Annotated in this window: 25 protein-coding genes; 13 read left to right on the top strand and 12 right to left on the bottom strand. The window is 69.7% G+C overall.

Features of this window, described 5'->3' with window-relative positions:
- Nucleotides 1-89: 89 nt before the first annotated feature.
- Both HUA75_RS15225 and HUA75_RS15230 read left to right on the top strand, forming a co-directional pair.
- Nucleotides 90-881: an HmuY family protein gene (locus HUA75_RS15225; RefSeq protein WP_141644599.1), complete on the top strand. Its 792-nt coding sequence runs from the start codon at nucleotides 90-92 to the stop codon at nucleotides 879-881.
- On the top strand, nucleotides 878-2389 hold the full coding sequence (locus tag HUA75_RS15230; protein WP_174486794.1) for an MXAN_6640 family putative metalloprotease: 1512 nt from the start codon (nucleotides 878-880) through the stop codon (nucleotides 2387-2389). Before HUA75_RS15225 ends, HUA75_RS15230 begins: the two co-directional genes overlap by 4 nt.
- Before the next feature lie 230 nt (nucleotides 2390-2619).
- Here HUA75_RS15230 and HUA75_RS15235 read toward each other — a convergent pair whose 3' ends face one another.
- A complete protein-coding gene (locus tag HUA75_RS15235) occupies nucleotides 2620-3765 on the bottom strand; it encodes an energy transducer TonB (RefSeq protein WP_174486795.1) in 1146 nt (381 codons plus the stop codon).
- Between the two features lie 240 nt (nucleotides 3766-4005).
- Here HUA75_RS15235 and HUA75_RS15240 point away from each other — a divergent pair, with 240 nt between their 5' ends.
- Genes HUA75_RS15240 through HUA75_RS15260 form a run of 5 tightly spaced genes read left to right on the top strand, consistent with a single transcriptional unit; the run spans nucleotide 4006 to nucleotide 8779 of the window.
- Complete coding sequence (locus HUA75_RS15240; RefSeq protein WP_141644601.1) at nucleotides 4006-5091, top strand: type III polyketide synthase; 1086 nt, start codon at nucleotides 4006-4008, stop codon at nucleotides 5089-5091.
- A complete protein-coding gene (locus tag HUA75_RS15245) occupies nucleotides 5085-5660 on the top strand; it encodes an isoprenylcysteine carboxyl methyltransferase family protein (protein ID WP_174454185.1) in 576 nt (191 codons plus the stop codon). Before HUA75_RS15240 ends, HUA75_RS15245 begins: the two co-directional genes overlap by 7 nt.
- Entirely contained in the window at nucleotides 5653-5931 is a 279-nt protein-coding gene (locus HUA75_RS15250) for an acyl carrier protein (protein ID WP_141644603.1), read from the top strand. The genes HUA75_RS15245 and HUA75_RS15250 overlap by 8 nt, the downstream gene beginning before the upstream one ends.
- Before the next feature lie 44 nt (nucleotides 5932-5975).
- Nucleotides 5976-7685, top strand: coding sequence for a fatty acyl-AMP ligase (locus HUA75_RS15255; protein WP_141644606.1), 1710 nt, complete (start codon nucleotides 5976-5978; stop codon nucleotides 7683-7685).
- A complete protein-coding gene (locus tag HUA75_RS15260; RefSeq protein WP_174486796.1) occupies nucleotides 7682-8779 on the top strand; it encodes an NAD(P)/FAD-dependent oxidoreductase in 1098 nt (365 codons plus the stop codon). The genes HUA75_RS15255 and HUA75_RS15260 overlap by 4 nt, the downstream gene beginning before the upstream one ends.
- Nucleotides 8780-8785: 6 nt before the next feature.
- Here the strand turns inward: HUA75_RS15260 and HUA75_RS15265 are convergent, their stop codons facing one another.
- Entirely contained in the window at nucleotides 8786-9418 is a 633-nt protein-coding gene (locus HUA75_RS15265) for a TetR/AcrR family transcriptional regulator (protein WP_174486797.1), read from the bottom strand.
- A 93-nt stretch (nucleotides 9419-9511) separates the two neighbouring features.
- On the opposite strand from HUA75_RS15265, the gene HUA75_RS15270 reads away from it, so the two are divergent.
- Both HUA75_RS15270 and HUA75_RS15275 read left to right on the top strand, forming a co-directional pair.
- Nucleotides 9512-10555 carry an SDR family oxidoreductase gene (locus HUA75_RS15270; protein ID WP_174486798.1) on the top strand — a complete coding sequence of 348 codons (1044 nt, stop codon included), beginning with the start codon at nucleotides 9512-9514 and terminating at the stop codon, nucleotides 10553-10555.
- A gap of 92 nt (nucleotides 10556-10647) precedes the next feature.
- On the top strand, nucleotides 10648-11757 hold the full coding sequence (locus tag HUA75_RS15275) for an MBL fold metallo-hydrolase (RefSeq protein WP_174486799.1): 1110 nt from the start codon (nucleotides 10648-10650) through the stop codon (nucleotides 11755-11757).
- A gap of 5 nt (nucleotides 11758-11762) precedes the next feature.
- Here HUA75_RS15275 and HUA75_RS15280 read toward each other — a convergent pair whose 3' ends face one another.
- Together HUA75_RS15280 and HUA75_RS15285 are read right to left on the bottom strand one after the other, a co-directional pair.
- Complete coding sequence (locus HUA75_RS15280; protein ID WP_174486800.1) at nucleotides 11763-13118, bottom strand: hypothetical protein; 1356 nt, start codon at nucleotides 13116-13118, stop codon at nucleotides 11763-11765.
- A 103-nt stretch (nucleotides 13119-13221) separates the two neighbouring features.
- On the bottom strand, nucleotides 13222-14157 hold the full coding sequence (locus tag HUA75_RS15285) for a LysR family transcriptional regulator (protein ID WP_141641643.1): 936 nt from the start codon (nucleotides 14155-14157) through the stop codon (nucleotides 13222-13224).
- A 106-nt stretch (nucleotides 14158-14263) separates the two neighbouring features.
- Here HUA75_RS15285 and HUA75_RS15290 point away from each other — a divergent pair, with 106 nt between their 5' ends.
- From HUA75_RS15290 to HUA75_RS15300, 3 genes are all read left to right on the top strand, one after another.
- Entirely contained in the window at nucleotides 14264-15988 is a 1725-nt protein-coding gene (locus HUA75_RS15290) for an alkaline phosphatase family protein (protein ID WP_174486801.1), read from the top strand.
- A 110-nt stretch (nucleotides 15989-16098) separates the two neighbouring features.
- The gene (locus tag HUA75_RS15295; protein ID WP_174486802.1) at nucleotides 16099-16662 is read left to right on the top strand and encodes a regulatory protein RecX; all 564 of its coding nucleotides are present in this window, start codon (nucleotides 16099-16101) and stop codon (nucleotides 16660-16662) included.
- Between the two features lie 147 nt (nucleotides 16663-16809).
- Entirely contained in the window at nucleotides 16810-17586 is a 777-nt protein-coding gene (locus HUA75_RS15300; RefSeq protein ID WP_174486803.1) for an alpha/beta fold hydrolase, read from the top strand.
- A gap of 18 nt (nucleotides 17587-17604) precedes the next feature.
- Here HUA75_RS15300 and HUA75_RS15305 read toward each other — a convergent pair whose 3' ends face one another.
- Nucleotides 17605-18507: a LysR family transcriptional regulator gene (locus HUA75_RS15305; protein ID WP_174486804.1), complete on the bottom strand. Its 903-nt coding sequence runs from the start codon at nucleotides 18505-18507 to the stop codon at nucleotides 17605-17607.
- Between the two features lie 90 nt (nucleotides 18508-18597).
- On the opposite strand from HUA75_RS15305, the gene HUA75_RS15310 reads away from it, so the two are divergent.
- Complete coding sequence (locus HUA75_RS15310) at nucleotides 18598-19713, top strand: aldo/keto reductase (protein WP_174486805.1); 1116 nt, start codon at nucleotides 18598-18600, stop codon at nucleotides 19711-19713.
- A gap of 121 nt (nucleotides 19714-19834) precedes the next feature.
- Here the strand turns inward: HUA75_RS15310 and HUA75_RS15315 are convergent, their stop codons facing one another.
- The 7 genes from HUA75_RS15315 to HUA75_RS15345 form a co-directional block, all read right to left on the bottom strand.
- On the bottom strand, nucleotides 19835-20425 hold the full coding sequence (locus tag HUA75_RS15315) for a Uma2 family endonuclease (RefSeq protein WP_174486806.1): 591 nt from the start codon (nucleotides 20423-20425) through the stop codon (nucleotides 19835-19837).
- Nucleotides 20426-20474: 49 nt separating this feature from the next.
- On the bottom strand, nucleotides 20475-21065 hold the full coding sequence (locus HUA75_RS15320; protein ID WP_174486807.1) for a Uma2 family endonuclease: 591 nt from the start codon (nucleotides 21063-21065) through the stop codon (nucleotides 20475-20477).
- A 64-nt stretch (nucleotides 21066-21129) separates the two neighbouring features.
- On the bottom strand, nucleotides 21130-21867 hold the full coding sequence (locus tag HUA75_RS15325) for an SDR family oxidoreductase (RefSeq protein ID WP_141641651.1): 738 nt from the start codon (nucleotides 21865-21867) through the stop codon (nucleotides 21130-21132).
- 24 nt (nucleotides 21868-21891) lie between these two features.
- Complete coding sequence (locus HUA75_RS15330) at nucleotides 21892-23283, bottom strand: FAD-binding oxidoreductase (protein WP_174486808.1); 1392 nt, start codon at nucleotides 23281-23283, stop codon at nucleotides 21892-21894.
- Between the two features lie 13 nt (nucleotides 23284-23296).
- Entirely contained in the window at nucleotides 23297-24742 is a 1446-nt protein-coding gene (locus HUA75_RS15335) for a UbiA family prenyltransferase (protein WP_174486809.1), read from the bottom strand.
- A gap of 83 nt (nucleotides 24743-24825) precedes the next feature.
- Nucleotides 24826-25869: a methyltransferase gene (locus tag HUA75_RS15340; protein ID WP_141641654.1), complete on the bottom strand. Its 1044-nt coding sequence runs from the start codon at nucleotides 25867-25869 to the stop codon at nucleotides 24826-24828.
- An 11-nt stretch (nucleotides 25870-25880) separates the two neighbouring features.
- Nucleotides 25881-26246 (bottom strand): MXAN_6627.5 family MYXO-CTERM protein, encoded by a 366-nt coding sequence (locus tag HUA75_RS15345; protein ID WP_141641655.1) that lies wholly within the window; start codon nucleotides 26244-26246, stop codon nucleotides 25881-25883.
- Nucleotides 26247-26285 lie beyond the last annotated feature (39 nt).

Below are 26285 nucleotides of genomic sequence, written 5' to 3' on the forward strand. Positions count from 1 at the left end.
GAGCGCGGCGGGGCCCTCGACAAGAAAACCTGGAGTCGCGTGCTCTGGGAGTCACGTCACGCAGTCCGCACAGGGAGAGGAATCAGGGAATGATGAGCGATAACGAGCAGGCGCTGCCGAGGCGCGCCGGACAGCAGGGGTTGTGGGTCCTCGTGGCCGTGGGGATGTCGCTGGCGTTGCTGGCGGGCTGCGGTGAGGACGACCCGAAGGTGGAGCCCGAGCCGGAGGTCTGTGAAGCGAGCCAGGTGACCTGCACCGAGCAGACCATCGACCGGCTGACGCTGCTGACGGCGGTCTCCACGGGTGAGGTTCGCGAGGAGGGGACGACGGCTGGTGAGTTCCACACCTTCGTGGACTCGCGCGCGGGTGGCCTGACGCCGACGATGTCCTATACGTACCTGCGCTTCACGCCGACGGGGCTGACGCAGGTGCAGGTGAGTGACCAGGCGGCGCTCGCGTCGACGGAGTGGGACCTGGCGGTGCGTCGCTACACGATGCGCGTCAACAGCGGCACGTCCGGGCCGTCCTGCGTCTCGGTGGCGAACACGCCCGAGGGCACGACGTTCGCCTCGGTGACGTCGAAGAGCGCGGCCGGGGAGTTCAAGACGGAGGCGTGGTTTGATTCCACCTGCACGCTCATCCCCGACGACTCCGGTCTGGGCGGGCCCGCGACGCTCCTGGGTGGCTTCTGGACGTACCAGAGCTGCGTGGAGATGACGGGTCGCATCTTCATCGTCCGGCTGGCGGACGGCCGTCACGTGAAGCTGGAGGTGACGGGGTACTACGAGCCTGCGGCGCAGCAGGTCTGCAACGAGACGCACTCGGTGCCGCAGCCGAGCGGCTCTGGCTCCATCCGCATCAAGTGGGCGTTCCTGCCATGAGGCTCGGGGCGTGGCTCCTGCTTCTTCCCCTGGGTTGTGGCCCCGTGCAGGCATCGCGGGAGCCGCATGAGCTTCCGGAGACGTTCGCCGGGTCGCGAGCGGGGCAGCAGGCTGGAGCGCGCCCCACCTCACCCCAGGCGGTGCCGCCGAGCTTCGGCGTGGACGAGCAGGTGGAGTCGGCGGTGTCCCCGGGGGGGCGCTTCCGGGTCCACTTCTCGCGCGTCGGGCTCAACGCGGTGCCGCCGGGGGACGCGGATGGCAATGGCGTGCCCGACGCGGTGGACGTCGTCGGGCGGGCCTATGCGCGCGTCGCGGATTTCTATGTCGGGCTGGGGTTCCTCCTGCCGCGCGACGATGCGTCGGTGGGGGCGGACAACGGCGGTGATGGGCTGTTCGACGTGTACCTCGTGGACTTCGCGGGCCGGGCGGATGGCGCGTTCCGGCTGGATGGCTGCGAGAGCGTGGACCAGAAGTGCGCGGGGCACATGCTCCAGGAGAACGACTTCGCGGGGTACGACTACCCCTCCTTCGAGGAGGCGGTGAGCATCCTGGCCAGCCACGAGTTCTTCCACGCGGTGCAGGCGGCCTATCGGCCGGGGCTGGGCAGCGTGGCGTCGGAGGGCACGGCGGTGTGGGCCAGCGAGCGCTTCGACGCGACGCTCGATGACCTGGAGCAGTTCACGTCGTCGTATCTGTCCCGGACGGACCGCAGCCTCGTGTTGGACCCGACGGGGCCGGCCGCGTCGTTCAGCTATGGCGCGGGGGTGTTCTTTCAGTACCTGGGTGAGCGCTTCGGTGACAGGGTCATCCTGGCGATGTGGCAGGAGAGCCTCGTCGCGCCGACGGCGCCCTGGGCCATCTTGTTGGACACGGTGCTGCGTCGCGAGTGGGGCGCGGACTTTGACACGGCCTTCGCCGAGTTCTCGCAGTGGAACCTCTCCACCGGCGCGCGGGCGCGCGTCGAGCAGGGCTATGCGCGAGGGGGCGGGTATGACGGGCTCGCGCCGTCGGCCAGGACGCTGCCCACCGAGGAGGCGGATGTCCGGGTGACGACCGCGTCGACGCGCTACTTCACGGTGCCAGGTGGCTCCGCGGAGGTGCTGGCCACGTATGTGCTCAAGGCCGGCGAGGACCCCGCGAAGCTGCATCTGTTGGTGGCGGCAGTGACGGATACAGCGGTGCTCCGCGTGTCACGCGCGGAGGGGACTGGCGCGCTGTCCGCGAAGGTGGACGCGTCGGATGCGAGCGAGGTCATCATCGCGGTGGTGGATGGTCGCCACGAGGGCGTGGGCCGCTACGGGACGCTCTGCCTCACGGCGGACCCCGCGGGTGCGCCGTGTGTCGACGTGACGCCTGAGCCCGAGGACCCCGAGGACGAAGGGGGCTGTAGCGCGGCGCCGAGCGGACCTGGCTGGATGGCGCTGGTGCTGGCGTTGCTTGCGCTCAGTGCACGTCCGGGGCAGGCGCTTCGGCGGGCAGTCGTGGTGCGCCGTGACTCCGTGCGGTGAGCGCGGCGTGGCGGCTCCTGGCCTGCGCTGAACCCGATTCGGCCGGAGACGTTACCGCTGGGGTCGTGCGCGTCGCGACCTCTCGTCGAGCCGGGCCCCCGGACGAAGGCCGCGTCGCCGGGAGCGCGCGCGTCGCGGCATCGCATCGAGCTGGAGCCTTTGGACGAAACGTCATCGCAGGGGCGTGAGCCTCGCCCCGTGAGGCTGAGGCCGCGCGGCCCCGAACCGAGTCAGGAGCCCTGGGCGGAGGTGTGCTGCTGGGGCGCTGAATCCTGGGGAGCAGGTGCCCGCGGAGGTGTCGGCGCGGGCGCACCTGCTGGGCACGGGCCCTGGTACTCGGTCAGCGCACGCTGGAAGCGCTCCTGCTCCTCCTTGGGCCATTCGGCCGGGAGCTTCGCGATGGCCTGCTGCTGCTCGCGCAGCGCGTCCTCGCAGCGGCCTTGGTGGAACGCCACCAGGGCCGCTGTCTCCAGCACATAGGGATTCTTGGACCCGGTCTTCCGTGCCACTCGTGCCAGCGGTTCGGCCTCCGCGTAGTGGCCGGCCTGGGCGTGCAGCCATGCCAGCTCCGCCGCGCCCCACCAGTACTTGGGTGCGGTGACGTTCAGATAGCGCAGCGAATTCGCATACCAGGGGTCTTCGGGCATGTCCCTGGCGAGCACTCGCGCCAGGTGTGCCCACGCTGACGGGCTGGCCGGAAAATCGCGCGCCCGGGCCCGCGCCCAGTCCAGCTCCTGACGTGGGGTGAGGTCCATGTCGCGGCCCACGGTGTTGAGTTGGAAGGTGTACGGAATCTCGAAAGGGTGGCCCGCCAGCTTCGCCGGCTCGAACCGCATCGTCTGAATCGAGCGGAGCAGGGCCTCCGTGAGCCCATGGGGCGCGGACTCCAGCACCCGGAGCTGTCGGACCCGACCGTCCGTGCCCAGGCGGCCCTCGATGACGACGATGGCCACGGCCCCCTTGAGGGAGTCGTCCCGGGGAATCTCTGGCTCCTTGCCCGCGTAGCGCCAGGGATGCTGGAACTGCTCGTGGAGGTAATCGCACGCTTCCGTCAGGCCCGCGTTGCACGCCGCGCTGATGTCCGCGGAGGCCTGGAGGAGCTGTTCCTCCGTGAGGGTGCCCGACAGCGCCCGGACGGCCTCCGCGAAGACGCTCCGCGCCTGCCCGGGCTCCACCTCGGTGGTCGGCGCGGAGCTGTCGAACGGGTTGCTCACGAGGCCGAAGAGCCTGGAGTCCTCGGTCCGCGGGTCCAGATAGTGCGCCATGGCGCGCGACAGGTGCCCATGGCTCGCGGGCAGCGAGGGAATGCGGGCGGAGTGGCCACACGCGGTGGCTCCGAGCAGCAGCGAACAGAGAACGACATGCAGTGGACGCATCCTCGCCCACGCTAGCCCTTGCCCAAGGCATGTCCAAGGTTGCGGGCGGGGAGGCGCTGTCCGGGGTGTGACAGGGAGTCCAGCCTCCCCTTCCCCGGGGAGGAATTCGCCGTCGACCGCGCGACATTACGAGGCGGGCGGGGCGTCAGGACTCGTTCAAGTGGGTGCGAGGCATATCGCGTCTGTCCCGAGTTCCAGCTAAGCGTGTCCTCCTGACCGCCGCACGGACCCGAGACCTTCATGTACAGCGCATCCGGCCAGGACAGCAGCGCGCCCTTCATCCGCTCGGTGGGGCGCGCACTCCCGCCTCATTACGCCTCGCAGGAGCAGCTCATCGCGGCCTTCCGGGAGCTGTGGGCCAAACGGCACTTCAACCTGGAGCGGCTGGAGGACCTGCACCGCGCCGTGCAGGTGGGAGGCCGCTACCTGGCGTTGCCCATCGACGCGTATCCGGCGCTCGTGACGTTCCAGCAGCGCAATGACGCCTGGATTCGCGAGGCCACGGCGCTCAGCGAAGTCGTGGTGCGACAGGCGCTGGACGACGCGGGGTTGACGCCGGCCGACGTGGACCACGTCTTCTTCGTCACGGTGACGGGCATCGCCACGCCCAGCATCGAGGCCCGGCTGGCCAACCGGCTGCGCTTCCGCGAGGACTTCAAGCGCACGCCCATCTTCGGGCTCGGCTGTGTCGCGGGCGCGGCGGGCATGGCGCGGGCGGCGGACTACCTGCGCGCCTTCCCCACGCACACCGCGCTCGTCGTCTCCGCGGAGCTGTGCTCGCTGACGCTGCAGCGCGAGGACCTGTCCATCCCCAACATCATCGCCTCCGGCCTCTTCGGTGACGGCGCGGCCTGCGCGGTGCTGAGGGGCGCCCAGGCGCCAGGCGCGAAGGGACCCCGGGTGGTGGCGTCGCGCTCGGTGTTCTATCCGGACTCCGAGCGCATCATGGGCTGGGACGTCGTCGACTCCGGCTTCAAGGTGGTCCTGTCCGCGAAGGTGCCCCAACTGGTGAAGGACCACATCCAGGGCAACGTGGACGGCTTCCTCGCGTCCCAGGGTTTGAAGCGCGGTGACATCCGTCACTGGGTGGCGCACACCGGCGGGCCCAAGGTGCTGGAGTCCTTCGAGGAGGCGCTGGAGCTGGACAAGGACGCGCTGGCGCGCTCGTGGGCGTCTTTGCGCGAAGTGGGGAATCTGTCCTCGGCGTCGGTGTTGTTCGTGCTGGGGGAGACGCTGGAGAAGGTGACGGCGAAGCCCGGAGAGTACGGACTGATGATGGCCATGGGCCCGGGCTTCTGCGCGGAGATGGTGCTCTTGCGATGGTGACCGCCACACAGGCCGTCTTCCTGGGGTACATGGGCCTGCTCGGGGTGGAGCGGCTGGTGGAGCTGGTGCTCTCCAAGCGCAACGCCGCGTGGGCCTTCGCGCGGGGTGGGGTGGAGACGGGACAGCGCCACTACCGCTTCATGGTGGTGTTCCACTCGCTCTTCCTCGCGGCGTGCGTGGCGGAGGTGTTCCTTCTGCACCGGCCCTTCCTGGGGGGCTGGAGCGGGGCGGCGCTGGGCGGCGCGGTGGTGGCGCAGGGGCTGCGCTACTGGGCCATCTCCACGCTGGGCCCGCGCTGGAACTCTCGCATCATCGTCGTGCCGGACCTGCCGCCGGTGGTGGGCGGGCCGTATCGCTTCCTGCGTCACCCCAACTACGTCGCGGTGGTGCTGGAGCTGGCATGTGTGCCGCTCATCCACGGCGCGTGGTGGACGGCCGTGTTCTTTTCGGTGGGAAACCTGGTGCTGCTCTCCGTGCGCATCCGCGCGGAGGAAGCGGCGCTGGGGGACGCGTACGCGCGCGCCTTCTCCCACCGCCCCCGTTTCCTTCCCGAGGTGCCCCGTGGCTGAGCTCGAACTGGAAGTCCTGGCGGAGATTCGTCGCATCGCCGCCGATGAGCTGGAGTGGAAGGGCGTGGTGGAGCCCCAGCACGACCTCGTTCGGGACTTGCAACTCGACAGCCTGGGGCTGACGGTGCTGGCGGTGGGCTTGGAGAACCGCTTCCGCATCCGCTTGTCGGAGGAGGACGCGCAGGGGGTGCGCACGGTGGCGGACCTGGCGAAGCTGGTGGAGCGCCGCGTCGCCACGACGGCGCGCACGCCGACGGAGGTCCGCTCGTGAGAGGTCCGACGTTGCCGAAGGTGCGGTTCCCCACGGTGAACGCGATGCTCTCGGCGGCCAGCCGGACGCCCTTCCAGTTGACGTTCGTCGACGCGGCCGAGCGCGAGGAGTCGCTGTCCTGGGCGGAGGTGTACCGCCGCGCGCGGCGCACGGCGGCGGGCCTGGCGCGGCTGGGGGTGCGCGAGGGGGAGCGGGTGGCGTTGCTCCTGCCCACCTCGCCGGGCTTCATGGATGCCTTCTTCGGCACGCTGCTCGCGGGCGCGGTGCCGGTGCCGCTGTATCCGCCCGTCCGGCTGGGGCGTCTGGATGAGTACCACCGGGCCACGGCGCGGATGCTCCAGGTGACGGAGGCGAGCCTCGTCCTGACGGACTCTCGCGTGCGGCTGCTCCTGGGGCCGAGCGTGGAGAAGTCCCGCCCGCGCCTGGGCTGTCACACGGTGGACGACGTGTCGCGAGGGGACGAGGTGCGCGAGGTGGCGGTGGCCTCCGAGGCGCTGGGCCTCATCCAGTTCTCCTCCGGCTCCACGGTGGACCCGAAGCCGGTGGCGCTGACGCACGGGGCGCTGCTGTCGCAGGTGATGGCGCTGGAGGTGGCGATGCCCCTGTCGTCACCCGAGACGCCGCGCGTGGGCGTCAGTTGGCTGCCGCTGTACCACGACATGGGACTCATCGGCTGTCTGCTGTCCGCGCTGCACTATCCCGGGCACCTGGTGCTGATTCCTCCGGAGGTCTTCCTGGCGAGGCCCGCGCTGTGGCTGCGCGCGCTGTCGCGGCACCGGGGCTTCATCTCGCCCGCGCCGAACTTCGCCTATGGCCTGTGCTTGAAGCGGGTGAAGGACGCGGAGATGGAGGGCGTGGACCTGTCGTCATGGAAGCACGCGCTCAACGGCGCGGAGCCGGTGTCGGCGGAGACGCTGCAGCGGTTCGTCGAGCGCTTCGAGCGCTGGGGCTTCTCCGCGCGGGCGCTGCGTCCGGTGTATGGGCTGTCGGAGGCGTCGCTCGCGGTGACCTTCCCTCCGGAGGGCCGGGGGCCTCGCTCGCTGGGCGTGGACCCGACGGTGCTGGCGAGCGAGGGGCGGGCGGAGGCGGGCGCGCGGCTGCTGGTGAGCGTGGGCGCGCCGGTGGCGGGCTTCGAGGTGGAGGTGCGCGACGAGCAGGGCGCGGTGCAGCCGGACCGGCGCGTGGGCCGGGTCTTCACGCGAGGCCCGTCGCTGATGACGAGCTACTTCGGTGACGCGCTCGCCACGCGGCGCGCGCTGACGCTGGATGGCTGGCTGGACACCGGGGACCTGGGCTTCATCGCGGACGGCGAGCTGTACCTGACGGGCCGCGCGAAGGACGTGGTCATCATCCGGGGCGCCAACCACGCGCCGCAGGCGTTCGAGGAGCCGCTCCAGTCCGTGGAGGGCGTGCGCACGGGGTGCGCGGTGGCCCTGGGCTTCACGCCCGAGGGAGGCCAGGACGAGGCGCTGCTCATCCTCGCGGAACGCGGTGGCGACGCGGCGGAAGCAGACGTGGAGGAGCGCATCCGCGCGGCGGTGGTGGAGGCGACGGGGGTGCGGCCGCACACGGTGAAGCTCTTGGAGGCGGGGACGCTGCCCCGGACGTCGAGCGGGAAGCTGCGCCGGGGCGAGGCGCTGCGCCGCTATCTGTCCGGAGAGCTGTCACCGCCGAAGAAGGTGGGCATGGTGGGCATGGCGGTGGAGATGGCGCGCAGCGCGCTGGCCATGGCGCGGGCGGAGCACGAGACGTGAGACGGTATGACGTGGCCGTGGTGGGAGGAGGGCCGGCGGGACTGGCGGTGGCCATCCACACCACGGCGCGTGGGCTGAACACCGTCGTCCTGGAGCGCGCGACGCTGCCCGCGGACAAGGCGTGCGGCGAGGGGCTGATGCCCTCGGGGCTCGCGGCGCTGGAGCGCCTGGGGGCGCTGGCGCACCTGGACCGCGCGGAGTGCTCGCCCTTCGTGGGCATCCGCTACGTGCAGGAGGATGGCAGCATGGCGGAGGGGCTCCTGCCGGGGCCGGGCGGGTTGGGGGTGCGGCGGGTGGCGCTCGCGTCGGCGCTGGTGGCGCGGGCCCGGGACGTGGGCGTGGAGCTGCGCGAGCGCACGCAGGTGCTGTCGCATCGGCGCGTCGCGGACGGGGTGACGCTGGAGACGGCGGACGGACCCGTGGAGGCGCGGATGCTGGTGGCGGCGGACGGGCTGGGCTCGCCGCTGCGGCGCGCGGAGGGGCTGGAGGTGGCCACGGAGGGGCCTCGGCGCTTCGGGTTGCGCAGGCACTTCCAACTGGCGCCGTGGACGCCCTACGTGGAGGTTCACTTCGCGGACGGCGTGGAGGCGTATGTGACGCCCGCCGGAGCGCGACGCGTGGGGCTGGCCTTCCTGTGGGAAGACGGTGGCGTGGAGGGGCGCGTGGGCTTCGACACGTTGCTCGCGCGCTTCCCTCGACTCCAGGAGCGACTGCTCGTCGCGGCGCCTGACTCGCAGGTGCGCGGCGCGGGGCCGCTGGCGAGGGTGGCGCGGGTGCGCGTGGCGGACCGCTTCGCGCTGGTGGGCGACGCGGCGGGCTACGTGGACGCGCTGACGGGCGAGGGCCTGTCCCTGGCCTTCGCGTGCGCGGAGTCGCTGGGGACGCTGCTGCCGGACGCGCTGACGAAGGGGGCGACGCGCCAGGTGCTGCGTCCCTACGAGCAGCGCTTCCAGCAGGTGTTTCGCAAGTACGCCTGGGCCACGCGCGCGCTGCTCATGCTGGCGCGAAGGCCCGGGTTGCGACGCCCCATCGTCCGGCTGCTGGGGCGAAGCCCATGGATGTTCGAGAGAATCCTCCACGCCGTCGTGGCGTGACGGGCCCTACTTCGCGACCACCCACCCGACGAACAGCTCCACGGAGCGCTCCAGCAGGGGTTCAATGGAGTCGCTCCGGGTCTTCTTGCGCAGGGGCCCCTCGTTCCACAGCGAGGCGAGGCCGTGCACCCAGGCCCAGACGGTGAACGCGAGTGTGTCCATGTCCACCTCGCCGCCCGTGGCCTCCTTCGCCAGCTCCTGGAGCCGCCCGTAGGCGCGCATGCCCTCCGCGTGGAGGCTCGCGTACTTCTCCTCGTCCCCCCACTCCTGCCGGAACATGACGCGGTAGTGCGCGGGGTGCTCCACGGCGAAGCGCACGTAGCACCGGGCGAGCGCCCGCAGCTGGTTGTCCGTCCGGGGGGCTCGGATGCTGGACAGCGCCTCGTCCATCCGCTGGTTGAGCGCCCGGTAGCCCTCTTCCGCCACCGCCGCCAGGAGCGCATCCTTGTCCCGGAAGTGGTGATAGGGCGCCGCCGCCGTGACGCCGGCCCGCCGGGCGACCTCACGCAGGGACACCGCACCCACGTCCTCCGTCGCGATGAGCTTCAGCGTCGCGTCCACCAGGGCCTGGCGCAAATCTCCGTGGTGGTAGGCGCGCTTTCGCGGCGCCGCCGGTTTCTTCCCGACCCGAGTCGTCATCGCCCCTGCCCTCTTCCTGGGATGTCGTTCATCTTGACACTGCTGAGATTGCCTCTTATCTGAACAGTGCTCATATAGACTGGGAGACGCGGGATGCGCGCATTCGTGACGGGTAGCACGGGCCTGTTGGGTAACAACGTGGTGCGGGCGTTGGTGGCGGGAGGACACACGGTGCGGGCGCTGGCCCGCTCGCCGTCGAAGGCGCGCAAGGTGCTGGGGGGCCTTGCGGGCGTGGAGGTGGTGGAAGGGGACATGCTGGACGTGAAGGGCTTCGCGGCCGCGTTGGAGGGCTGTGACGTGGTCATCCACACGGCGGCCTACTTCCGTGAATACTACGCGCCCGGCGACCACTGGCCGAAGCTGTATGCCATCAACGTGAAGGCCACGGTGGAGCTTGCCGAGGAGGCCCACCGGCGCGGGGTGAAGCGCTTCCTGGACATCAGCTCCTCGGGGACGGTGGGGACGAAGCCGGACGGCTCGGCCGGAGACGAGCAGACGCCGCCCGCACCCGTTGCCTCCTCGAACCTGTACTTCAAGAGCAAGGTGGAGTCGGAGCGGGAGCTGAATGCCTTCAGCGCGCGCTCGGGCCTGGAGGTGGTCTACATCCTGCCGGGGTGGATGTTCGGGCCGTGGGACGCGGGCCCCACGGGCGCGGGCCAGTTCGTGCTGGATTTCCTCGCGGGGAAGATGCCGGCGCTGCTCGACGGCGGCTCGTCGCTGGTGGACGCGCGCGACGTGGCCGAGGCCACGGTGGTGGCGGCGCAGAAGGGCCGTGCGGGCGAGCGGTATCTGGTGGGCGGTGAGTTCGTGGACCTGGCGACGCTCTCCCAGGCGCTCGAGCGGGTGACGGGGGTGAAGGGGCCGCGCCGGACGCTGCCGCATGGGCTGGCGGTGGTGCTGGGCGCGTTGGGGCAGACGTGGGCCCGCCTGACGGGGGGCCAGACGTCGCTGACGGTGGAGGGTGTGCGCGTCATGCACGCGAAGCTGAGCGTGGATTCGACGAAGGCGCGGCGGGAGCTGGGCGCGTCGTTCCGTCCCCTGGACGAGACGCTGCACGACACGGTGACGTGGCTGCGCGAGCACACGCTCAAGACCGCGCCCGTGCTGGAGAAGCCCCAGGTCGCCACTTCCCCTTGAAGAGGCCTGCGCGTCGTCACGCCGGCCGTTACGATGGGTCCCCAGCGCGCCCTGGCCGGAGGGCTCGGTCGCTTCGATGGAGTGTCGTGCCCATGCCCCTGGACCGCCAGTCCCCCACCTCGACGGTTCTGTTCCTGTTGCTGTGCGCGCCGCTCCTCGGTGGCTGTCTCTTCGCGGGCCCGAGTCACCAGGGGCCGCCGCTCGCGCACTTCGATGGCGAGAAGTTCCACAACCTCGGGGACGCGCCGGAGCTGAAGACGACGGAGCTGGTGGAGGCGGCGCTGAAGGAGCCTCGCGGAGAGTGGCGGGAGTACGAGGAGCTGACCCCGGGCAGGCCTCCTCCGGCGCGGGTGGGGCCGGGCCGGCTGCGGGTGACGCTCATCAACCACGCCACCGTGCTCCTCCAGGCGGACGGGGTGAATGTGCTGACGGACCCCATCTACTCGGACCGGCCCAGCCCGGTGCCCTGGGTGGGGCCCAAGCGCGTGCATCCGCCGGGCATCCGCTTCGAGGACCTGCCGCCCATCCACGTGGTGGTGGTGAGTCACAACCACTATGACCACATGGATTTGCCCACGCTGCGCCGGCTGGAGGAGGCGCACCATCCGCGCTTCATCGTCGGCCTGGGCAACAAGGTGCTGCTGAAGGGCGAGGGCTTCCGGAACGTGGAGGAGCTGGACTGGTGGCAGTCCACGGACGTGACGCCGGAGGTGAAGGTGACGGCGGTGCCCGCGCAGCACCGCTCCAACCGGGGCCTCACGGACCTGTCCGAGACGCTGTGGGCGGGCTACGTCGTCTCCACCACGGGAGGGCCGGTGCTCTTCGCGGGGGACACGGGCTTTGGTCCGCACTTCTCGATGATGGCCGCGCGCTTCGGGCCCATGCGGCTGTCGGTGCTGCCGATTGGCGCGTTCCGTCCGCGCATCATCCACAAGGTGCACATGGGGCCGCGCGAGGCCCTGGATGCGCACAAGGTGCTGAACTCCTCCACGTCCGTGGCCATGCACCACAACACCTTCCCGATGGCCTTCGACGGGCAGGACGAGGCGAAGTTCCTGCTGCTGCGGTTGCTGGCGCGCGAAGAGGTGCGACCGCGCTTCTGGGCGCTGGGGTTCGGCGAGGGACGCTACGTGGAGCCGCTGCCGACGACCGCCGCGGCCCTCGCGGGTGTCTGCCACCCGGATACGGTGGTTTCCGAGTAGCCGCTTCAGCGATTGAACGGAACTTCCTGGACCCAGTTGAAGCCTCGGTTGAGGAGCTGGAGCTGGGAGGTGTCCACCTTGCGCACGCGGACGTGGAGGGCAGCGCCCTCGAAGGTGCCCTGGATGACCAGGTGCTCCGGGTCTGGCTGCTCCAGGGTGAAGGTCGTCTTCTTCGCGTCCTCGCCCCGGCCTTCGGCGAGGACGAGCGTCCGGGTCTCCGGGCTGCCCGACACTTGGTAGCGCTGTGTGGAGTCGTCCATCTTCCGGAGGGTCATCCGGAAGCGGCCGATGGCCAGGCTGCGCCAGCGCGAGGTGTCGCCCAGGAGCGGGGGCAGCACCTGTCCATCCCTCGTGAAGGACTCGACCTCATAGAGGCCGTAGAGCGGCGGCAGCGGCGCGCCATCTCCCCACTTCGCGTGGCCCTCCAGGTTCCGGCTGGCGTTGGAGTAGAGCAGCCAGCCGATGAAGAGGAGCTTCACGCCTCGCAGCGCCCAGGTGACGCGGGAGGAGAATGCGAAGGGCGTGTCGAGCACGGCGGGCTGGGTGGCGCGGTTGAAGACGAAGACGTCGGCCAGGCGTCGGAGGTCGGGCAGCAGCAGGAAGACGGCGTACAGCAGGAGCAGCGTGGAGTAGAGCTTGACGGGGACGTCGTAGAAGAAGTTCAGCGCCACCACGTTGGACATGACGCCGACGACCACCAGTGAGCCGAGCGTGGTGGTGCGTCGGAAGAGGAGCAGCAGGCCTCCCAGCACCTCCGCTCCCCCGGTGAAGAGGTTGTAGCCCGGGGAGAAGCCCATGAAGGTCCACAGCAGCCCCATGGGAGAGAACTCGCCCAGGGGCTGCGTGAGTCGGTCCACGGTGGGGAAGGGGAACTGGGACTTGAAGACCTTGGCGAAGCCATAGGACAGCATGGCGAGGGCTAGCATGTAGCGGACGTAGACGCGCAGGAAGTCGTGGGCCTTCACGTACCGGGTGCGACGCCGGTCGATGACGGACCACACGCTCGCCGCGATGAAGGCGAGCACCAGGCAGAGAGCCGTCTGCGCGTAGTCGATGGCCTTGTCTCCGCTGCCGGACGTGGCGATGGAGAGCTCCTGCTCGTAGCCGACCACATGCCGGGCGACCCAGGGCACGACGACCTGCCAGAAGCCCGAGATGGCCGTGGACAGGGGCCTGTCGATGAAGGGGAGCGCGTCCAGCGGGAAGGCGAAGCAGTAGATGAGGACGAAGGCGCAGACGAAGCGGAATGCGATGCGCTTCGCGGGGCTCCACGACTCGGGCGCCGGAGGGGCGGGGACGGGCGCCGCTGGCACTGGAGCGACGGACCCTGGCTCGGAGTGAAGAGGGGTGGCGGTGGTCATGGAGGGCTCCTGCGCCCAATCGTAGCCAGGGAGCACGGGGTGCCCAAAAGGATGATTGCCCTGTGGCGCGCTCGCGGGAGCCCGCTCCGTTCCTCCGAGGCGCCTACCGCGCCTTGCGCCGGGCCTTTGTCCGGCGTGTCTTGGGCGCGGTGAGTCCACGCTGCTCGCTGGCGGTGCGCAGGGACTCGATGAGGCGGAGCGCCGCGGGGTTCTCCGGGGCGCTCGCCCGCTGCACGGAGTAGATGAGGTTGACGACCTGCTGGCGGCTCGGGGCCTGGGGCACGACGACGGTGCCCTGACGGGCGGCCTGGGCGACGCAGTGGTCGGGGAGGATGGACCAGCCGTGGCCGGCGGCCACCGTGCCCAGCACCTCCTCCAGCTCCTCGAAGTGGTACGTGCCCCGCACGGAGCGGGGCTGTCGTCCGTAGTGGCCTTCGAACCACTTACCGAAGACGTACTCACACTCGTCATACGTGATGAAGGCCAGGTCCTCGAAGGCCGCGAGCGACGGGAACGCGCGCCCCCGTGCCTGGGGCGGACCGACGAGCACCAGCTCTTCGCGCCACACGGGCGCGGTCAGCAGGCGGCTCGATACGTGGGGCAGGTAGACGAAGCCCACGTCACAGACGCCGTCCTCCAGGGATGAGAAGACCTGGTCCGCCGTGGGGAAGCGCAGGGAGTACGGCGCGGAGGCCCGCTCACGGGAGAGGAGGGGATAGAGCACATAGCGTCCGAAGCCGCTCACCGAGGCGATGCGCAGCGGTGCTGGCTGGGTGTCGCCCTCCTTGAACGTGCGCGCGAGTCGACCGAACTCGTCGAAGAAGCGTTCACAGAGCGCATGCAGCTTCGTGCCCGCGTCGGTCAGCGTGAGTCGCCGCGTCGTGCGGTCGAAGAGCACGGTGCCCAACTGCTGCTCCAGTTGATGAATCTGGTAGCTCACCGCCGGCTGCGTCCGGTGCAGCACCGTCGCCGCGCGACTGAAGCCCCGCTCGCGGCTCACCGTCAGGAAGGTCTCGAGATAGCGAGGGTCCAGGTCCATCAAACCATTCTATCGACCCCATCCAGTCTATCCATTGGATTGATGGCGCGGAGCGCTCGCAGGATGCCCTCCACATCGCGAGGTGCGCGGTGTCGGAGGTGGAGTCATGACGGGTTCATGGAGTCGGACGCTCGTGTCGCTGGGCTGTCTATGGGTGGTGCTGGGCTCGCGCCCGAGCGAGGCACGTGAGCAGGAGGTGTCCTCGGGCAAGGTGGGGTCGCGCACGGTGGCTCCAGTCCGAGGCTCCTCGCGGGCCCAGGCGTCCGCCGTGGAAGAGGCGCGTCCGTCGTTGGTGGTGTTCCTGGTGTTCGACGGATTGCGCTACGACGACCTGGAGCGGTGGCGCCATCGGATGGGGCCGGGAGGTTTCCGCAGGCTGCTGGAGGGCGGCACCGTCTTCGACTCCGCGCGCTATCCCTATGCGACGACGAAGACGTGTCCAGGACACGCCACGCTCGCGACGGGGGCCCTGCCCGGCGCGCACGGAATCATCTCCAACGAGTGGTACGAGCGGGAGTCCGGCGCGGAGGTGAGCTGTGTAAAGGACGCCGCGAGCCCACCGCTGGATGACCCGAAGGGAAAGGGCGTGTCACCCCGGCGACTGCTGGTGCCGACGTTGGGAGACCGGTTGCTCGCGACGCATGGGGCCTCGTCGCGCGTGCTGTCCGTCTCGTTGAAGGACCGCGCCGCCATCATGCTCGGAGGCCACCGGGGACAGGCGTACTGGTGGGGCACGAAGGGCTTCACGACGAGCCGTCACCACGCGGAGCAACTGCCATCCTGGGTCTCCACCTGGAATCAGGCGCAGGTCTCCCAGAAGGGTGGAGTCTGGGCACGAGGCGCGGAGCCCGGAGCGTATGGCGCGCTGGGGCCCGATGACGATGCGCGAGAGCGGCCACCCGAGGGCCTGGGGCGGACGTTTCCGCATCCCCTCTCCACGGAAGACGCCTTCCTCTACACACCGCTGGGCGCGGAGAAGCTGTTCGAGTTCGCCCTGGCGGGCCTGCGTGCCGAAGCGTTGGGGAAGCGTCCTGGTGCGAGGGACCTGCTGGCCATCGGCATGTCGAGTGTTGATGTGGTGAGCCACGCCTTCGGTCCGGAGAGTCACGAGACGGCGGACATGATTCTCCGAATGGACAGGGCGCTGGCCGCGTTCCTGGCGACGCTGGAGCGGGAGCTCGGATTGTCGCGGGTGCTGGTGGCCATGAGCGCGGACCATGGGATGGCGCCCGCGCCCGCGCGAGCCGAGCAGCGCATGTCGGGTGCGCTCGTGACGCACGCGGTGGACGCGGCGCTGGACCGGGCGTTCGGACCCGAGGACTGGGTGGAGGCCTTCAGCACGCCGCACCTGTATCTGCGTCAGTCGCGGCTGAAGGCGCGCAAGGTGAGGTTGGAAGATGCCGTCGAGGTGAGCCGCACCGCGGTCCAGGCGCTGCCCGGCATCTCCGACGTCGTCTCCGCCTCGGACGTGAGCACGAGCCGTGAGCGGGGCTTCGCTCGAAGGGTGCGCGGGGAGTACGTGCCGGCGCGGTCCGGGGAACTCGTCATCATCGCGGACCCGCATGTGCTGCTGGACCCAGGGGAAGACCATGCGAGCACGCACGGCACGCCGTACGAGTACGACATCCACGTGCCGCTCATCCTCTTCGGCCAGGGCCTCCCCGCCGCGCGGCATGGGCGGCCCGTCACTCCGCTCGACCTGGCGCCCACGCTGGCGACGTGGCTGGGCGTGACGCTGCCGGAGGCCTCGGGAAGTCTGCTCTGCGAGGCCCTGGCGCCTGGGACGGCCGTGCCCGCGAGCTGCGCCGCGAATGCCGCCGCCGCGCGATGAGGGCGAGTGAGGAGGCGGTGGCGCCGCTTGACTGCCCGCTTGGGTGTTCCGGGACCTGACGGCTCTTGTTTCGCGTCCGGGTCAGACGCCCCTGGTAGATAGGGGGCCACGTGGACGACGACCGGACCGGACAGGACAGCAGGCCCCCCAGGAAACAGAAGCGACCCCGGAAGGTGTCCGCCCGCTATCTGGAGAACGTGGCGCTGCACTATCTCAAGCGCTACGCCTCCACGGTGAGCCAGTTGAAGCGCGTGCTGGTGCGCCGGGTGGACCGCTCGGTGAAGGAGCATGGCGGAGACCGCGCCGAGGCGCTCGGGTGGATTGACGCGCTCACGCAGAAGCTCGTCCGCAACAACCTCGTCAACGACGACGCCTATGCGGGGATGAAGGCGCAGTCACTGCGCGCTTCGGGGCGCAGCACGCGGATGATTGCCCAGAAGCTGCGGATGAAGGGCGTGGCCTCGGACCTGGTGCAGCGCAAGCTGGTGCTGGCCACCGCGGAGGTCTCCGACGAGGACGCCGCGCGCATCTGGGCTCGGAAGAAGCGACTGGGGCCCTTTCGCAAGGACCTGTCCACGCGTGAGGAGAATCGCAAGCGCGACCTCGCGTCGCTGGCTCGCGCGGGCTTCTCGTTCGGCGTGGCGAAGAAGATCATCGATGGAGCACTCGACTAGCGCTGCGACGTCCGGCCCGGCGTGAGCTCCCATGCCGTGATGCCGCGAAGCAGTTTTGCGGAAAAGAACGCAGCTATCAAGTTGCAAAAGTCTCCCGTACTTCCCCGCGTGACTGGAACACCTCCAGTCCCTCACGGGAGTCACGGGATGAACGCGACGAAAGATCTGCGGACAGTCACGCTCGATGGCCTGCGAATGCACTGCACGCTGATGGGCGAGGGCCCTCCCCTCGTCCTGCTCCACGGCTTCACGGGGACGGGCGCGGACTGGGTCCATGTGTTCGACCTGGACATGCTCGCCCGCGAGTACCGGCTCATCATTCCGGACCTGCGGGGCCACGGCCGGACCGACAACCCGTCAGGGGACTTCACCACGCGCCAGTGCGGGGTGGACGTGCTCGCACTGCTGGACTCGCTGGGCATCGAGCGGTTTCGCGCCATCGGCATGAGCCTGGGTGGCAACACGCTGCTGCACGTCGCGACGCGTGCACCGGGCCGCGTGGAGCGGATGGTGCTCGTCTCCAGCACGCCGTACTACCCCGCGCAGGCGCGCCGCATCATGGCCACCTTCACGGAGGAATCGCGCACCGAGGCCGAGTGGGCGGACATGCGCTCCAAACACGTCCACGGAGACGCGCAGATTCGCGCGCTCTGGCGACACGGCCGAGGCTTCGCGGACAGCTTCGACGACATGAACTTCACGCCGCCGTTGCTCGGCACGGTGCGCGCGCGGACGCTGCTCGTCCAGGGGGACCAGGACCCGCTCTATCCGCTGGAGCTGTCGGTGGAGCTGTATCGCGCCCTTCCCGCGTCCCGGCTGTGGGTCGTCCCGGGCGGGGGACATGGCCCCATCTTCGGGGAGCAGCGTGAGGACTTCGCGCGAACGGCGCTGGCGTTCCTGGAGGAGCCCGCGCCGGCGGCGTGACGTGGCGATGCCCTCGTGTCAATTCGTGGGGAGCAGCTTGCGCGCCAGGGCGATGAAGGCGCGCAGCGGCGCCGACGCGCGGGACCGGTGGGGGTAGTACAGGAAGATGCCCGGGACGGAAGGCGCCCAGTCCTCCAGTACGGGCACGAGGGTGCCCGCGCGCAGGGCGGGGGCGACCTGCAGCTCCGCCAGGTAGGTCAGTCCCACGCCCGCTACCGCCATGCGGTACATGACCTCGGAGTGGTCCGTGGCCAGCCGGCCCTTCACCTGGATGCGCAGCTCCTTGCGACCCCGCTCCAGCTCCCAGTGATAGGGCAGGCTCGTCGTGGGCGCGCGGTAGGTGATGCAGTCATGTTTCGCCAGGTCCTCGGGGTGCATCGGGGTGCCGTGGCGCTTCAGGTAGGAGGGGGAGGCGAGGACCATGAAGCGGAAGGCGGGCGTGAGACGCACCTGCACCATGTCCTTCTCCACGGCTTCAATCAGCCGCAGTCCCGCGTCGAGCCCCTCCTCGACGATGTCCACGAACCTGTCGGACAAGCGCACCTCCGCGTGGACATGCGGATTGTCCCGGAGGAAGCGGGGCAGCACCGGCTCGATGATGCTGGCGAGGGCGATGCTGGGCACCGTGAGTCGCAGGGTGCCGGTGAGCTGCGTGGTGTCGGCGGACAGGTGCTCGAGCGCGTTGAGGGCGGACTCCAGTCCCGGGGCGGCGCGCTCCAGCAGGCGCTGGCCGGCGTCGGTGAGCGACACGTTGCGAGTGGTGCGAAAGAACAACGCCTGTTGGACGCGCTCCTCCAGCAGCCGCACGGACTGACTCACCGCGGAGGTGGAGACGCCCAGCTCCTTCGCGGCCCGGGTGAAGCTCTTGTGCCGCGCGACGGAGACGAACACGGCCAGCTCGTTCAGTGGGGTCAGTGCCATTGTGAAGCCATTCTAAACAGTGCTTTCGCGCCGTGCCTCTTCTCCGAATGGCCCTCGGGCGGCAGTTTGAGGTCATTCACGGAGGCACACATGACGACGACGAACCGCATCGACTCGCTTTCTCGCTACCACCTGCTGGGGCGCTCGGGGCTGAGGGTGAGCCCGTTGGCCCTGGGGACCATGACGTTCGGCACGGAGTGGGGCTGGGGGAGCCCCAAGGACACGGCGCACCGCCTGCTGGCCCGCTACCTGGAGGCGGGGGGCAACTTCCTCGACACGGCGGACGGGTACACGAACGGGACGAGCGAGGAAATCATCGGGGACTACTTCGCGAAGCAGGGCGGGCGTGACGGCGCCGTCATCGCGACGAAGTTCACGGTGAACACATCGCCGGGAGACCCGAACGCGGGAGGCAACGGCCGCAAGAACATCCACCGCGCGGTGGAGGGGTCCCTGCGCCGGCTGAAGACGGACTACCTGGACCTGTACTGGATGCATGCGTGGGACGGCATCACTCCGATGGAGGAGGTGATGAGCACGCTGACGGACCTCGTGAGGGCGGGGAAGATTCGCTACATCGGCCTGTCGGACGTGCCGGCCTGGTACTTCGCGCGGGCGCAGACGCTGGCGGAGCGCGAGGGCTGGGAGCGCGTCGTCGCGTTGCAACTGGAGTACTCGCTGGTGGAGCGCAACATCGAGCGGGAGCACATCCCGGCCGCGCTGGAGCTGGGGGCGAGCATCACGCCGTGGAGCCCGCTGGCGTCGGGGTTGTTGTCGGGCAAGTACGTGCGAGAGGGCCTGGTGGCGAAGGGAGAGGGGCGGCTGCCGGCGGTGCAGGGCCGAGGCAACCCGGGAATGGAGAAGCTCTTCACGGAGAAGAACTGGCGCATCGTGGACACGCTGATGGAGGTGGCGCGGGAGCTGGACAAGCCGCCCGCGCAGGTGGCGCTGGCGTGGGTGACGCGGCGGCCGGGGGTGGCGTCCACCATCATCGGGGCGACGAAGCTGGAGCAGCTCGAGGCGAACCTGCGTGCGCTGGACGTGGAGATTCCGGAGGCGCAGTCGGCGAAGCTGGACGCGGCTGGTCGCCCGGAGCTCGTCCACCCGTACATCTTCTTCGAGAACGCCTTCTTCACCAGCGGCATGTTCACCGGTGGCACGTCCGTGCGCGCCGAGCCGACGTGGTTCCGTCCGGCGGTGCGCTGAAGTTCGGATGCGCGCTGGAGGCTGGTTCAGTCGGTGCGCTGAAGGGCGCGCCAGAGCCAGCCCCAGCGCAGCTCCAGGTCCTCGAAGGGTGGACCACCGCTGGCAAGCCGCGTGGATGTGGCTACTCGGTGTCGGGTGTCTCCACGAGCGGCCACAGTTCACCGAGCTTCAGTTCGATGTCGTCGAACGGGGCGGCGCGAATGACATCATTCTCGACATACGTCTCCAGCTCGACCCAGTGTCCGTCGCGCAATTCGCTCACGGTGAGCGAACGCGAGTCCAGGTCGATGAACCACAGGTGCTTGATACCGATGCGTGCGTAGAACGGGCGCTTGATGCGCGTGTCGTAGCCGCGTGTCGACGGTGACAGAACTTCACAGGCCCAATCCGGGGCCATGGGCCACGAACCCGCGGGTAGCCGAGCCGCCCGCTCCTTGCGCCAGCCCGCGAGGTCCGGGATGAACTCCGGTGAGCCCTCCAACCGGACACCCGGCTCCACTTGAATCCACCAGCCACCCGGGCCGCCCAGGCCCCGTTGGAATGGCCCCCGGAGCTCGGTAATCAAGGCTCCAATGAAATCCATATGCCCAGCACGCGGCTGGGCATGCGTGTACAGCACTCCATCGATGATCTCGCCCACGACGCCCTCGGGCAGAGCCTCGATATCGGCGAGGGTCGCGACACCCTCTGTCTCGCGCTTGCCGTAGGCCATGCCCCAAGTGTGGAGATAGCAGCGCTGTCTGACAAGCGGACGCGAGAGGCTATATCCCGGCGGAGGGCTCCACGAACGGCCAGAGCGCGCCGAGTCTCAGCTCGAGGTCTTCGAACGGAGGCACGCAGACGACGTCCTCATCACCGTAGGTCCCTACTTCCATCCAGAGTCCGTCGCGCAGCTCGCTCACCGTGAGGGTTCGTGCGTCCACGTCGATGAACCACAGGTGCTTGATGCCAATCCGCGCGTAGAACGGCTGCTTGATGTGCAGGTCATACGCGCGTGTCGACGGTGACAGGATTTCGCAGGCCCAGTCCGGAGCCACGAGCCACGAGCCGGCGGGGATTCGCGCCACCCGGTCTTTCCGCCAGCCCGCGAGGTCCGGGATGAACTCCGGAGAACCCTCCAGCCGGATGCCGGGCTCCACCTGAATCCACCAACCCCCAGGTCCGCCACTCCCCTGCTGGAAGGGGCCCCAGAGCAGGGCATGCAGACTTCCGAGTGTGTCCATATGCCCAGCACGAGGCTGGGCATGCACATACAACGTTCCTTCGATGATCTCGCCCACGACGCCCTCGGGCAGAGCCTCGATGTCGGCGAGGGTCGCGACACCCTCTGTCTCGCGTTTGCCGTAGGCCATGCCCCGAGTCTGGGGATAGCAAAGCCCTCTGACAAGCAGCGCCGCTGACGGCGTCCGTTTACAGCTAGAGCTTCAACTTCTTGAACACGGATTCCGGGATGCTCTTGATGATGAGCATGATGAGCGCCCAGATGCCGGGAACGTAGACCTCGTTCTTGCGCGCATCCGCGGCGCTGAGCAGTCCGCGCGCCACCTTCTCCGGCGAGGCGAAAAGCTTGTTCTTCGGCAGGTGCGCCGTCATCGGTGTGTCCACGAAACCCGGCTTCACCGTCACCACCGCCACGTTGGACTTCGCCAGGCGGTTGCGCAGGCCCTGCAGGAACACGGTCAGCGCGCCCTTCGACGTGCCGTACACGTAGTTGCTCTGCCGGCCGCGGTCTCCCGCCACCGACGAAATCACCACCAGCGTGCCGGCCTTCTGCGCCTCGAAGCGGTTGGCCAGCACCGTCAGGAGCGACGCCGCGCTCAGGAAGTTGGTGCGCAGCACCGCCTCCGTCGCCGTCCACGAGCGCTGCGCCTCCGCCTGGTCTCCCAGCACGCCGTGCGCCAGCACCACGCCGTCCAGCCCGCCCAGCGCCTGGAACGCCCCGTCCACCAGCGCCTCGTGCACCGCGAAGTCGTTCAGGTCCACCGCCTTCGACTCCACCTTCGCGGCGCCCCGCGTGGCGGCATCCTTCGCCACCGCGTCCAGGTTCTCCGCGTTGCGGCCCACGAGGTACAGCGAGGCACCGCGAGCGGCGAGCAGCCGCACCGTCGCCTGGGCAATGGCGCTGGTGGCGCCGAGGACGAGCACTTTCTTCATGGGGTCGGCAATCTCGGAGAGAGGTCAGCGAAGCGCAAGCAGGGACTTGGGATGCGGCGCTCCGGAAGCGCGCTCCGATTCCAGCGAGAAGGGCATCGTCACCGGATTCATCCGCCGCCAGAACGACGAGGAGAACGCCGGGTCGATGTACCCCGCGAACTCCGCGCGGCGCGGGAAGTACGCGGCGAAGCTCTCCGGACTCATCCTCGCGTCCTTCGCCGGATACACCGCGCCGCCCGCCTCGCGCGTCACCCGGTCCAGCTCCTCCACCAGCCGGTACGTCTTCTCCCCCCGGTTGGCGAAGTCCATGGCCAGCGTCACACCCTGGCGCGGAAAGGACATCCACCCCGGCGAGGGAAGGTCACCGAAGGTCTTCAACACCGAGAGGAAGCTGGGCAGCCCGCCGCGCGAGCTTCGCTCCAGGATGTCCTTCAGCGCGTCACGCGCGGTGGAGTAGGGCACCACGCACTGGAACTGGAGGAAGCCCCGGCTGCCGTAGATGCGGTTCCACGCGTAGATGGCGTCCAGCGGATAGAAGAACGGGTCGTAGTGCGTCAGCCGCTGCTTGGGCTTGCCGTTCTGCCGGTGGAAGTAGAGCCAGTTGAACGCCGACACCGACAGCCGGTTGAGGCAGAAGGCCGGCATGTCCATCGGCACCGCGAGGCCAATGCCATGCGACAGGTGGCTCTTGGCCAGCGGGAGCCCGTCGAACTGCGGTGGCGCGAAGTTGCCCCGGTACAACAGGCCCCGTCCCACCTTCTTGCCGCGCGCCAGGCAGTCCACCCACGCCATGGTGAACTCGTGGTCCGCCTCGGACTCGCGCGCCACGACGAGGAACTCGTCCAGGTTGCCGAAGGGCACCGTCTCCTGGAGCACGTACGGGTTGCTGATGGGCTTGAGCTGCACCTCCGCCCACGTGACGAGCCCCGTGAGGCCCAGGCCGCCAATCGTCGCGCCGTACCAGTCCGGGTTCTCGTCCGGCGCGCACACCCGGCGGCTGCCATCCGAGCGCACCAGCTCGAAGCGGCGCACGTAGCGGCCAAACGTCCCGCCCCGGTGGTGGTTCTTCCCGTGTACGTCGTTGGCGATGGCGCCGCCCACCGTCACGTACTTGGTGCCCGGCGTCACCGGCAGGAACCAGCCCCGAGGCGCCGCCAGTCGCAACAGCGTGTCCAGCGTGACGCCCGCCTCGCAGCGCACCACGCCCGTGGCCGCGTCGAAGGCGATGAGCTTGTCCAGGCCCGAGGTGAGCAGCAGCGTCCCGCCCCCGTTGAGGCAGGAGTCGCCATAGCTGCGCCCCAGCCCGTGCGGCAGCACGGAGCCAGAGACTTGCGGCAGCGCGTCCGAGCGCCACGTCAGCGCCTGCGTGCGCTGCTCGACTTGGGGGTAACGCCCCCAGGACTCCAGTGACTTCATCGCGGAAGCCCTCTCACGTGGCCGCCCACAAGACCAGGGCGGAGACGAGCCCCACCGCGTAGCTCACCTTGTCCTTGAGCGCGAAGACGAGCGGGTCCTCGTTCACCTGCCCGCGATGCGCCAGCACCCAGATGCGGCCCACCCAGTAGAGCATCACCGGGCACAACAGCCACAGGCGCTCCGGGTGGTCGTAATAGACAGTCACTTCCTTCGACGTGATGTACAGCGCCAGCACCAGCACGGACACCTGGCCCGCCGCCGCGCCCAGGCTGGCGAGCTGCTCGTAGTCCTGCGCCAGGTACCCGCGCCCATGCGCGGACGTCTCGTTGGACAGCCGCAGCCGGCGCACCTCGCTCAGCCGCTTCACCAGCGCGAGCGACAGGAACAGGAACATGCTGAACATGAGCAGCCAGCTCGACGTGGGCACGCCCACCGCCAGCGAGCCGCCGAAGATGCGCACCGTGTACAGGCCCGCCAGCACCAGCACGTCCAGCATCACCACCTGCTTGAGCCGCAGCGAGTACGCCAGCGTCAGCGCGTAGTACGTCGCCAGCAGCGCCGCGAAGGCGGGCGGCAAGAGCAGGCACACCGCCGCCCCGGCCAGCAGCAGCACCGGCGCCAGCACCACGCCCACGCTCACCGGCAGCGAGCAGGCCGCGAAGGGGCGCTTCTTCTTCGTCGGGTGCCGCCGGTCCGAGTCCAAATCCAGCAAGTCATTGAGCACGTACACGCTGGACGCGCACAGGCTGAACGCCACGAAGGCCAGCACCGCCTGGGCCAATAGATTCGGCGCCGCGGCCTTGTGCGCGGCGAGCACCGGCACGAAGACGAGCGCGTTCTTCGCCCACTGGTGCACGCGCAGCGCCTTCACCCAGACGCGCGGGCCCACCTTGGGCTTCTCGAAGACGCGGTGGACCTGACGCCCCAGTCCCCGGGCCTTCTCGAGCACGCCCGCCGGCGCGTGGACCACCACGATGTTTCGCGACTCGCGCCACAGCGGCACGTCCACCGCGTCGTTGCCCGCGTAGTCGAACGTGCCCAGCGCGGCCTTCAGCTTCGCCAGCTTGCGCGCGCCGGAGAGGTTCACCGTGCCGTCGCTGGCGTGGACCTCCGCGAAGATTCCCAGGTGCGCGGCGACGGCCTGCGCGATTCGCTGGTCCGCCGCCGTGGCCAACACCAGCCGGCGGCCCCGCGCCTTCTCCTCGTGGAGGAACGCGAGCAGCTCCTCGTTGTACGGCAGCTGCGCGGCGTCCAGGCCCGCCCGCCGGGCGACCTCCGCCTTGAAGTACGCCTTGCCCTTGAGCACCCACAGGGGCAGCAGCAGGAGCAGCCACGGCGCGCGCTTGAAGAGCACGAGCAGGTTCTCGTGCAGCGTGTCGGTGCGCACCAGCGTCCCGTCGAGGTCGACGGCGAGCGCCACTTCGGGCGAGTCAGCGGTGAGGGGTGTCTCGGGAAGCATGGGCAACGGGGGCGAAGGCTACCCTGTCGGACCGCTCCTGGGAGCGGGAAGGGCGCGCGGCCCCCCGCCCGCCAGGGCACCGCTCAGTCGAGTCGGGCGATCAGCAGGGTTTGAAGGGGGAGGTTTCGGATGGGTCGGCTGCTCTCGATGCGGTAGCCCGCGTCGTCGAGGAAGCCCTCCACCTCCGCGGGCGTGTAGGCGTCAGCGCCGGAGGTGACGAAGTAGTGCAGGCCGATGAGGGGCGCGGAGCTGGCGGGGTCCTGGATGTCCTCGCGCAGATACTCCAGCACGGCCAACGTCCCCTTGGGGGCCAGCGAGGAGCGGATGCGGCGCAGGAGCGCCACGTTCTGCGCGGGCGTCAGGTGGTGCATCACCTGGAACAGCAGCACGCCGTCATAGAGGCCACCCAGCTCCGCGGAGAGGATGTCCCCGGCCTGATGGGTGACCAGGTGGCTCAGCCCCGCGGAGGCGATGATGTCCCGGCCCACTCGGACGCTGCCTTCCAAGTCCAGCACCGTGGCCTTGAGGCCCCGGTGGCGCAGGCACAGCTCCGCGGCGAACCAGCCGTGCGCACCGCCCAAATCCAACAGGTGTCTGGCACCCCGGGGCAGGGGGATGGCGCCGACGACTTCCGGGGCCGCCAGCCGGGCGAGCTGATGCATGGCGTGGATGTAGTCGCGCCAGCGCGGGTCCTCCGGCGCGAAGTCGTGGATGTCCACCGCCTCGCCCGAGCGCACCACGCCCTCCAGCCCCGTCCACCAGTCCCACTGCGCGTAGTTGAACTCCAGGAAGGCGCCCACGTACTTGGGCGAGCGCGGGTCCAGCCACCGCTTGGAGCGCGAAGCCAGCCGGTAGCGGCCGTCGCGCTGACGCTCCACCGCCTCGCACGCCACCAGCGCCTCCAGCAGGGAGCGGGTGCCTTCCGGGGACAGCTTCAGCCGCGCCGCCAGCGCCTCCGACGTGGCCGCGCCGTCCGCCAGCGCGCCGTAGATGCCCAGCCGCACGCCCGCCATCAGCGTGCGCGACGCCATCATCCCGAAGAAGGCATGGGCCAGGGGTTGGGGGGCCAGGTTGAACCAGTCCGCCACTCGCTCCAGCAGGTTGTCCGCCTTGAGCCCCAGCCGCATTCGTGCGCCCCCTAACGCTTCTTCCGGGGGAGGGCCAGGCCGGCCAGTCCCACCATCACCAGCGCGGCCTCCACGCCCATCAGGCAGCCCACCTGCTCCGCCTTGCGAACCCCTGTGTAGCGGCAGGTGCCGTCCTCGCAGGAGAAGCGCGGCGAACAGTCTCCGCTGCTGCGACAGACGGTGTTCACCCGCCCCGTCCCGTCCTCCCCTTCCGGGTTGTCCCGGTCGGGTCCGCCCTCTCCAGTGGATGCGTCCGGGAGGGGGATGATGATGCCTCCGTCCCCCGATGACTGGGCGAGGGCGACGGCGGGCAGCAAGAGGGGGAGGCAGGCCAGCAGAGACAAGCCCTGGGCGCGGACAAGGTGACGAAGGGACATGACGGGGTCGTCACCCTAACCGCCCCGCCGCACAGATGC

It is taken from the genome of Myxococcus sp. CA040A (genome assembly GCF_013336725.1).
Lineage (GTDB): Bacteria > Myxococcota > Myxococcia > Myxococcales > Myxococcaceae > Myxococcus > Myxococcus llanfairpwllgwyngyllgogerychwyrndrobwllllantysiliogogogochensis.

What these genes read in the sequence shown, in the direction of transcription:
- HUA75_RS15345 (WP_141641655.1), bottom strand. Translation starts at nt 26,246, where the DNA reads ATGTCCCTTCGTCACCTTGTCCGCGCCCAGGGCTTGTCTCTGCTGGCC.
- HUA75_RS15285 (WP_141641643.1), bottom strand. Translation starts at nt 14,157, where the DNA reads ATGGACCTGGACCCTCGCTATCTCGAGACCTTCCTGACGGTGAGCCGC.
- HUA75_RS15315 (WP_174486806.1), bottom strand. Translation starts at nt 20,425, where the DNA reads ATGGCCTACGGCAAGCGCGAGACAGAGGGTGTCGCGACCCTCGCCGAT.
- HUA75_RS15240 (WP_141644601.1), top strand. Translation starts at nt 4,006, where the DNA reads ATGTACAGCGCATCCGGCCAGGACAGCAGCGCGCCCTTCATCCGCTCG.
- HUA75_RS15280 (WP_174486800.1), bottom strand. Translation starts at nt 13,118, where the DNA reads ATGACCACCGCCACCCCTCTTCACTCCGAGCCAGGGTCCGTCGCTCCA.
- HUA75_RS15335 (WP_174486809.1), bottom strand. Translation starts at nt 24,742, where the DNA reads ATGCTTCCCGAGACACCCCTCACCGCTGACTCGCCCGAAGTGGCGCTC.
- HUA75_RS15305 (WP_174486804.1), bottom strand. Translation starts at nt 18,507, where the DNA reads ATGGCACTGACCCCACTGAACGAGCTGGCCGTGTTCGTCTCCGTCGCG.
- HUA75_RS15330 (WP_174486808.1), bottom strand. Translation starts at nt 23,283, where the DNA reads ATGAAGTCACTGGAGTCCTGGGGGCGTTACCCCCAAGTCGAGCAGCGC.
- HUA75_RS15265 (WP_174486797.1), bottom strand. Translation starts at nt 9,418, where the DNA reads ATGACGACTCGGGTCGGGAAGAAACCGGCGGCGCCGCGAAAGCGCGCC.
- HUA75_RS15270 (WP_174486798.1), top strand. Translation starts at nt 9,512, where the DNA reads ATGCGCGCATTCGTGACGGGTAGCACGGGCCTGTTGGGTAACAACGTG.
- HUA75_RS15275 (WP_174486799.1), top strand. Translation starts at nt 10,648, where the DNA reads ATGCCCCTGGACCGCCAGTCCCCCACCTCGACGGTTCTGTTCCTGTTG.
- HUA75_RS15300 (WP_174486803.1), top strand. Translation starts at nt 16,810, where the DNA reads ATGAACGCGACGAAAGATCTGCGGACAGTCACGCTCGATGGCCTGCGA.
- HUA75_RS15290 (WP_174486801.1), top strand. Translation starts at nt 14,264, where the DNA reads ATGACGGGTTCATGGAGTCGGACGCTCGTGTCGCTGGGCTGTCTATGG.
- HUA75_RS15225 (WP_141644599.1), top strand. Translation starts at nt 90, where the DNA reads ATGATGAGCGATAACGAGCAGGCGCTGCCGAGGCGCGCCGGACAGCAG.
- HUA75_RS15235 (WP_174486795.1), bottom strand. Translation starts at nt 3,765, where the DNA reads ATGCGTCCACTGCATGTCGTTCTCTGTTCGCTGCTGCTCGGAGCCACC.
- HUA75_RS15320 (WP_174486807.1), bottom strand. Translation starts at nt 21,065, where the DNA reads ATGGCCTACGGCAAACGCGAGACAGAGGGTGTCGCGACCCTCGCCGAC.
- HUA75_RS15245 (WP_174454185.1), top strand. Translation starts at nt 5,085, where the DNA reads ATGGTGACCGCCACACAGGCCGTCTTCCTGGGGTACATGGGCCTGCTC.
- HUA75_RS15230 (WP_174486794.1), top strand. Translation starts at nt 878, where the DNA reads ATGAGGCTCGGGGCGTGGCTCCTGCTTCTTCCCCTGGGTTGTGGCCCC.
- HUA75_RS15325 (WP_141641651.1), bottom strand. Translation starts at nt 21,867, where the DNA reads ATGAAGAAAGTGCTCGTCCTCGGCGCCACCAGCGCCATTGCCCAGGCG.
- HUA75_RS15310 (WP_174486805.1), top strand. Translation starts at nt 18,598, where the DNA reads ATGACGACGACGAACCGCATCGACTCGCTTTCTCGCTACCACCTGCTG.
- HUA75_RS15255 (WP_141644606.1), top strand. Translation starts at nt 5,976, where the DNA reads ATGCTCTCGGCGGCCAGCCGGACGCCCTTCCAGTTGACGTTCGTCGAC.
- HUA75_RS15340 (WP_141641654.1), bottom strand. Translation starts at nt 25,869, where the DNA reads ATGCGGCTGGGGCTCAAGGCGGACAACCTGCTGGAGCGAGTGGCGGAC.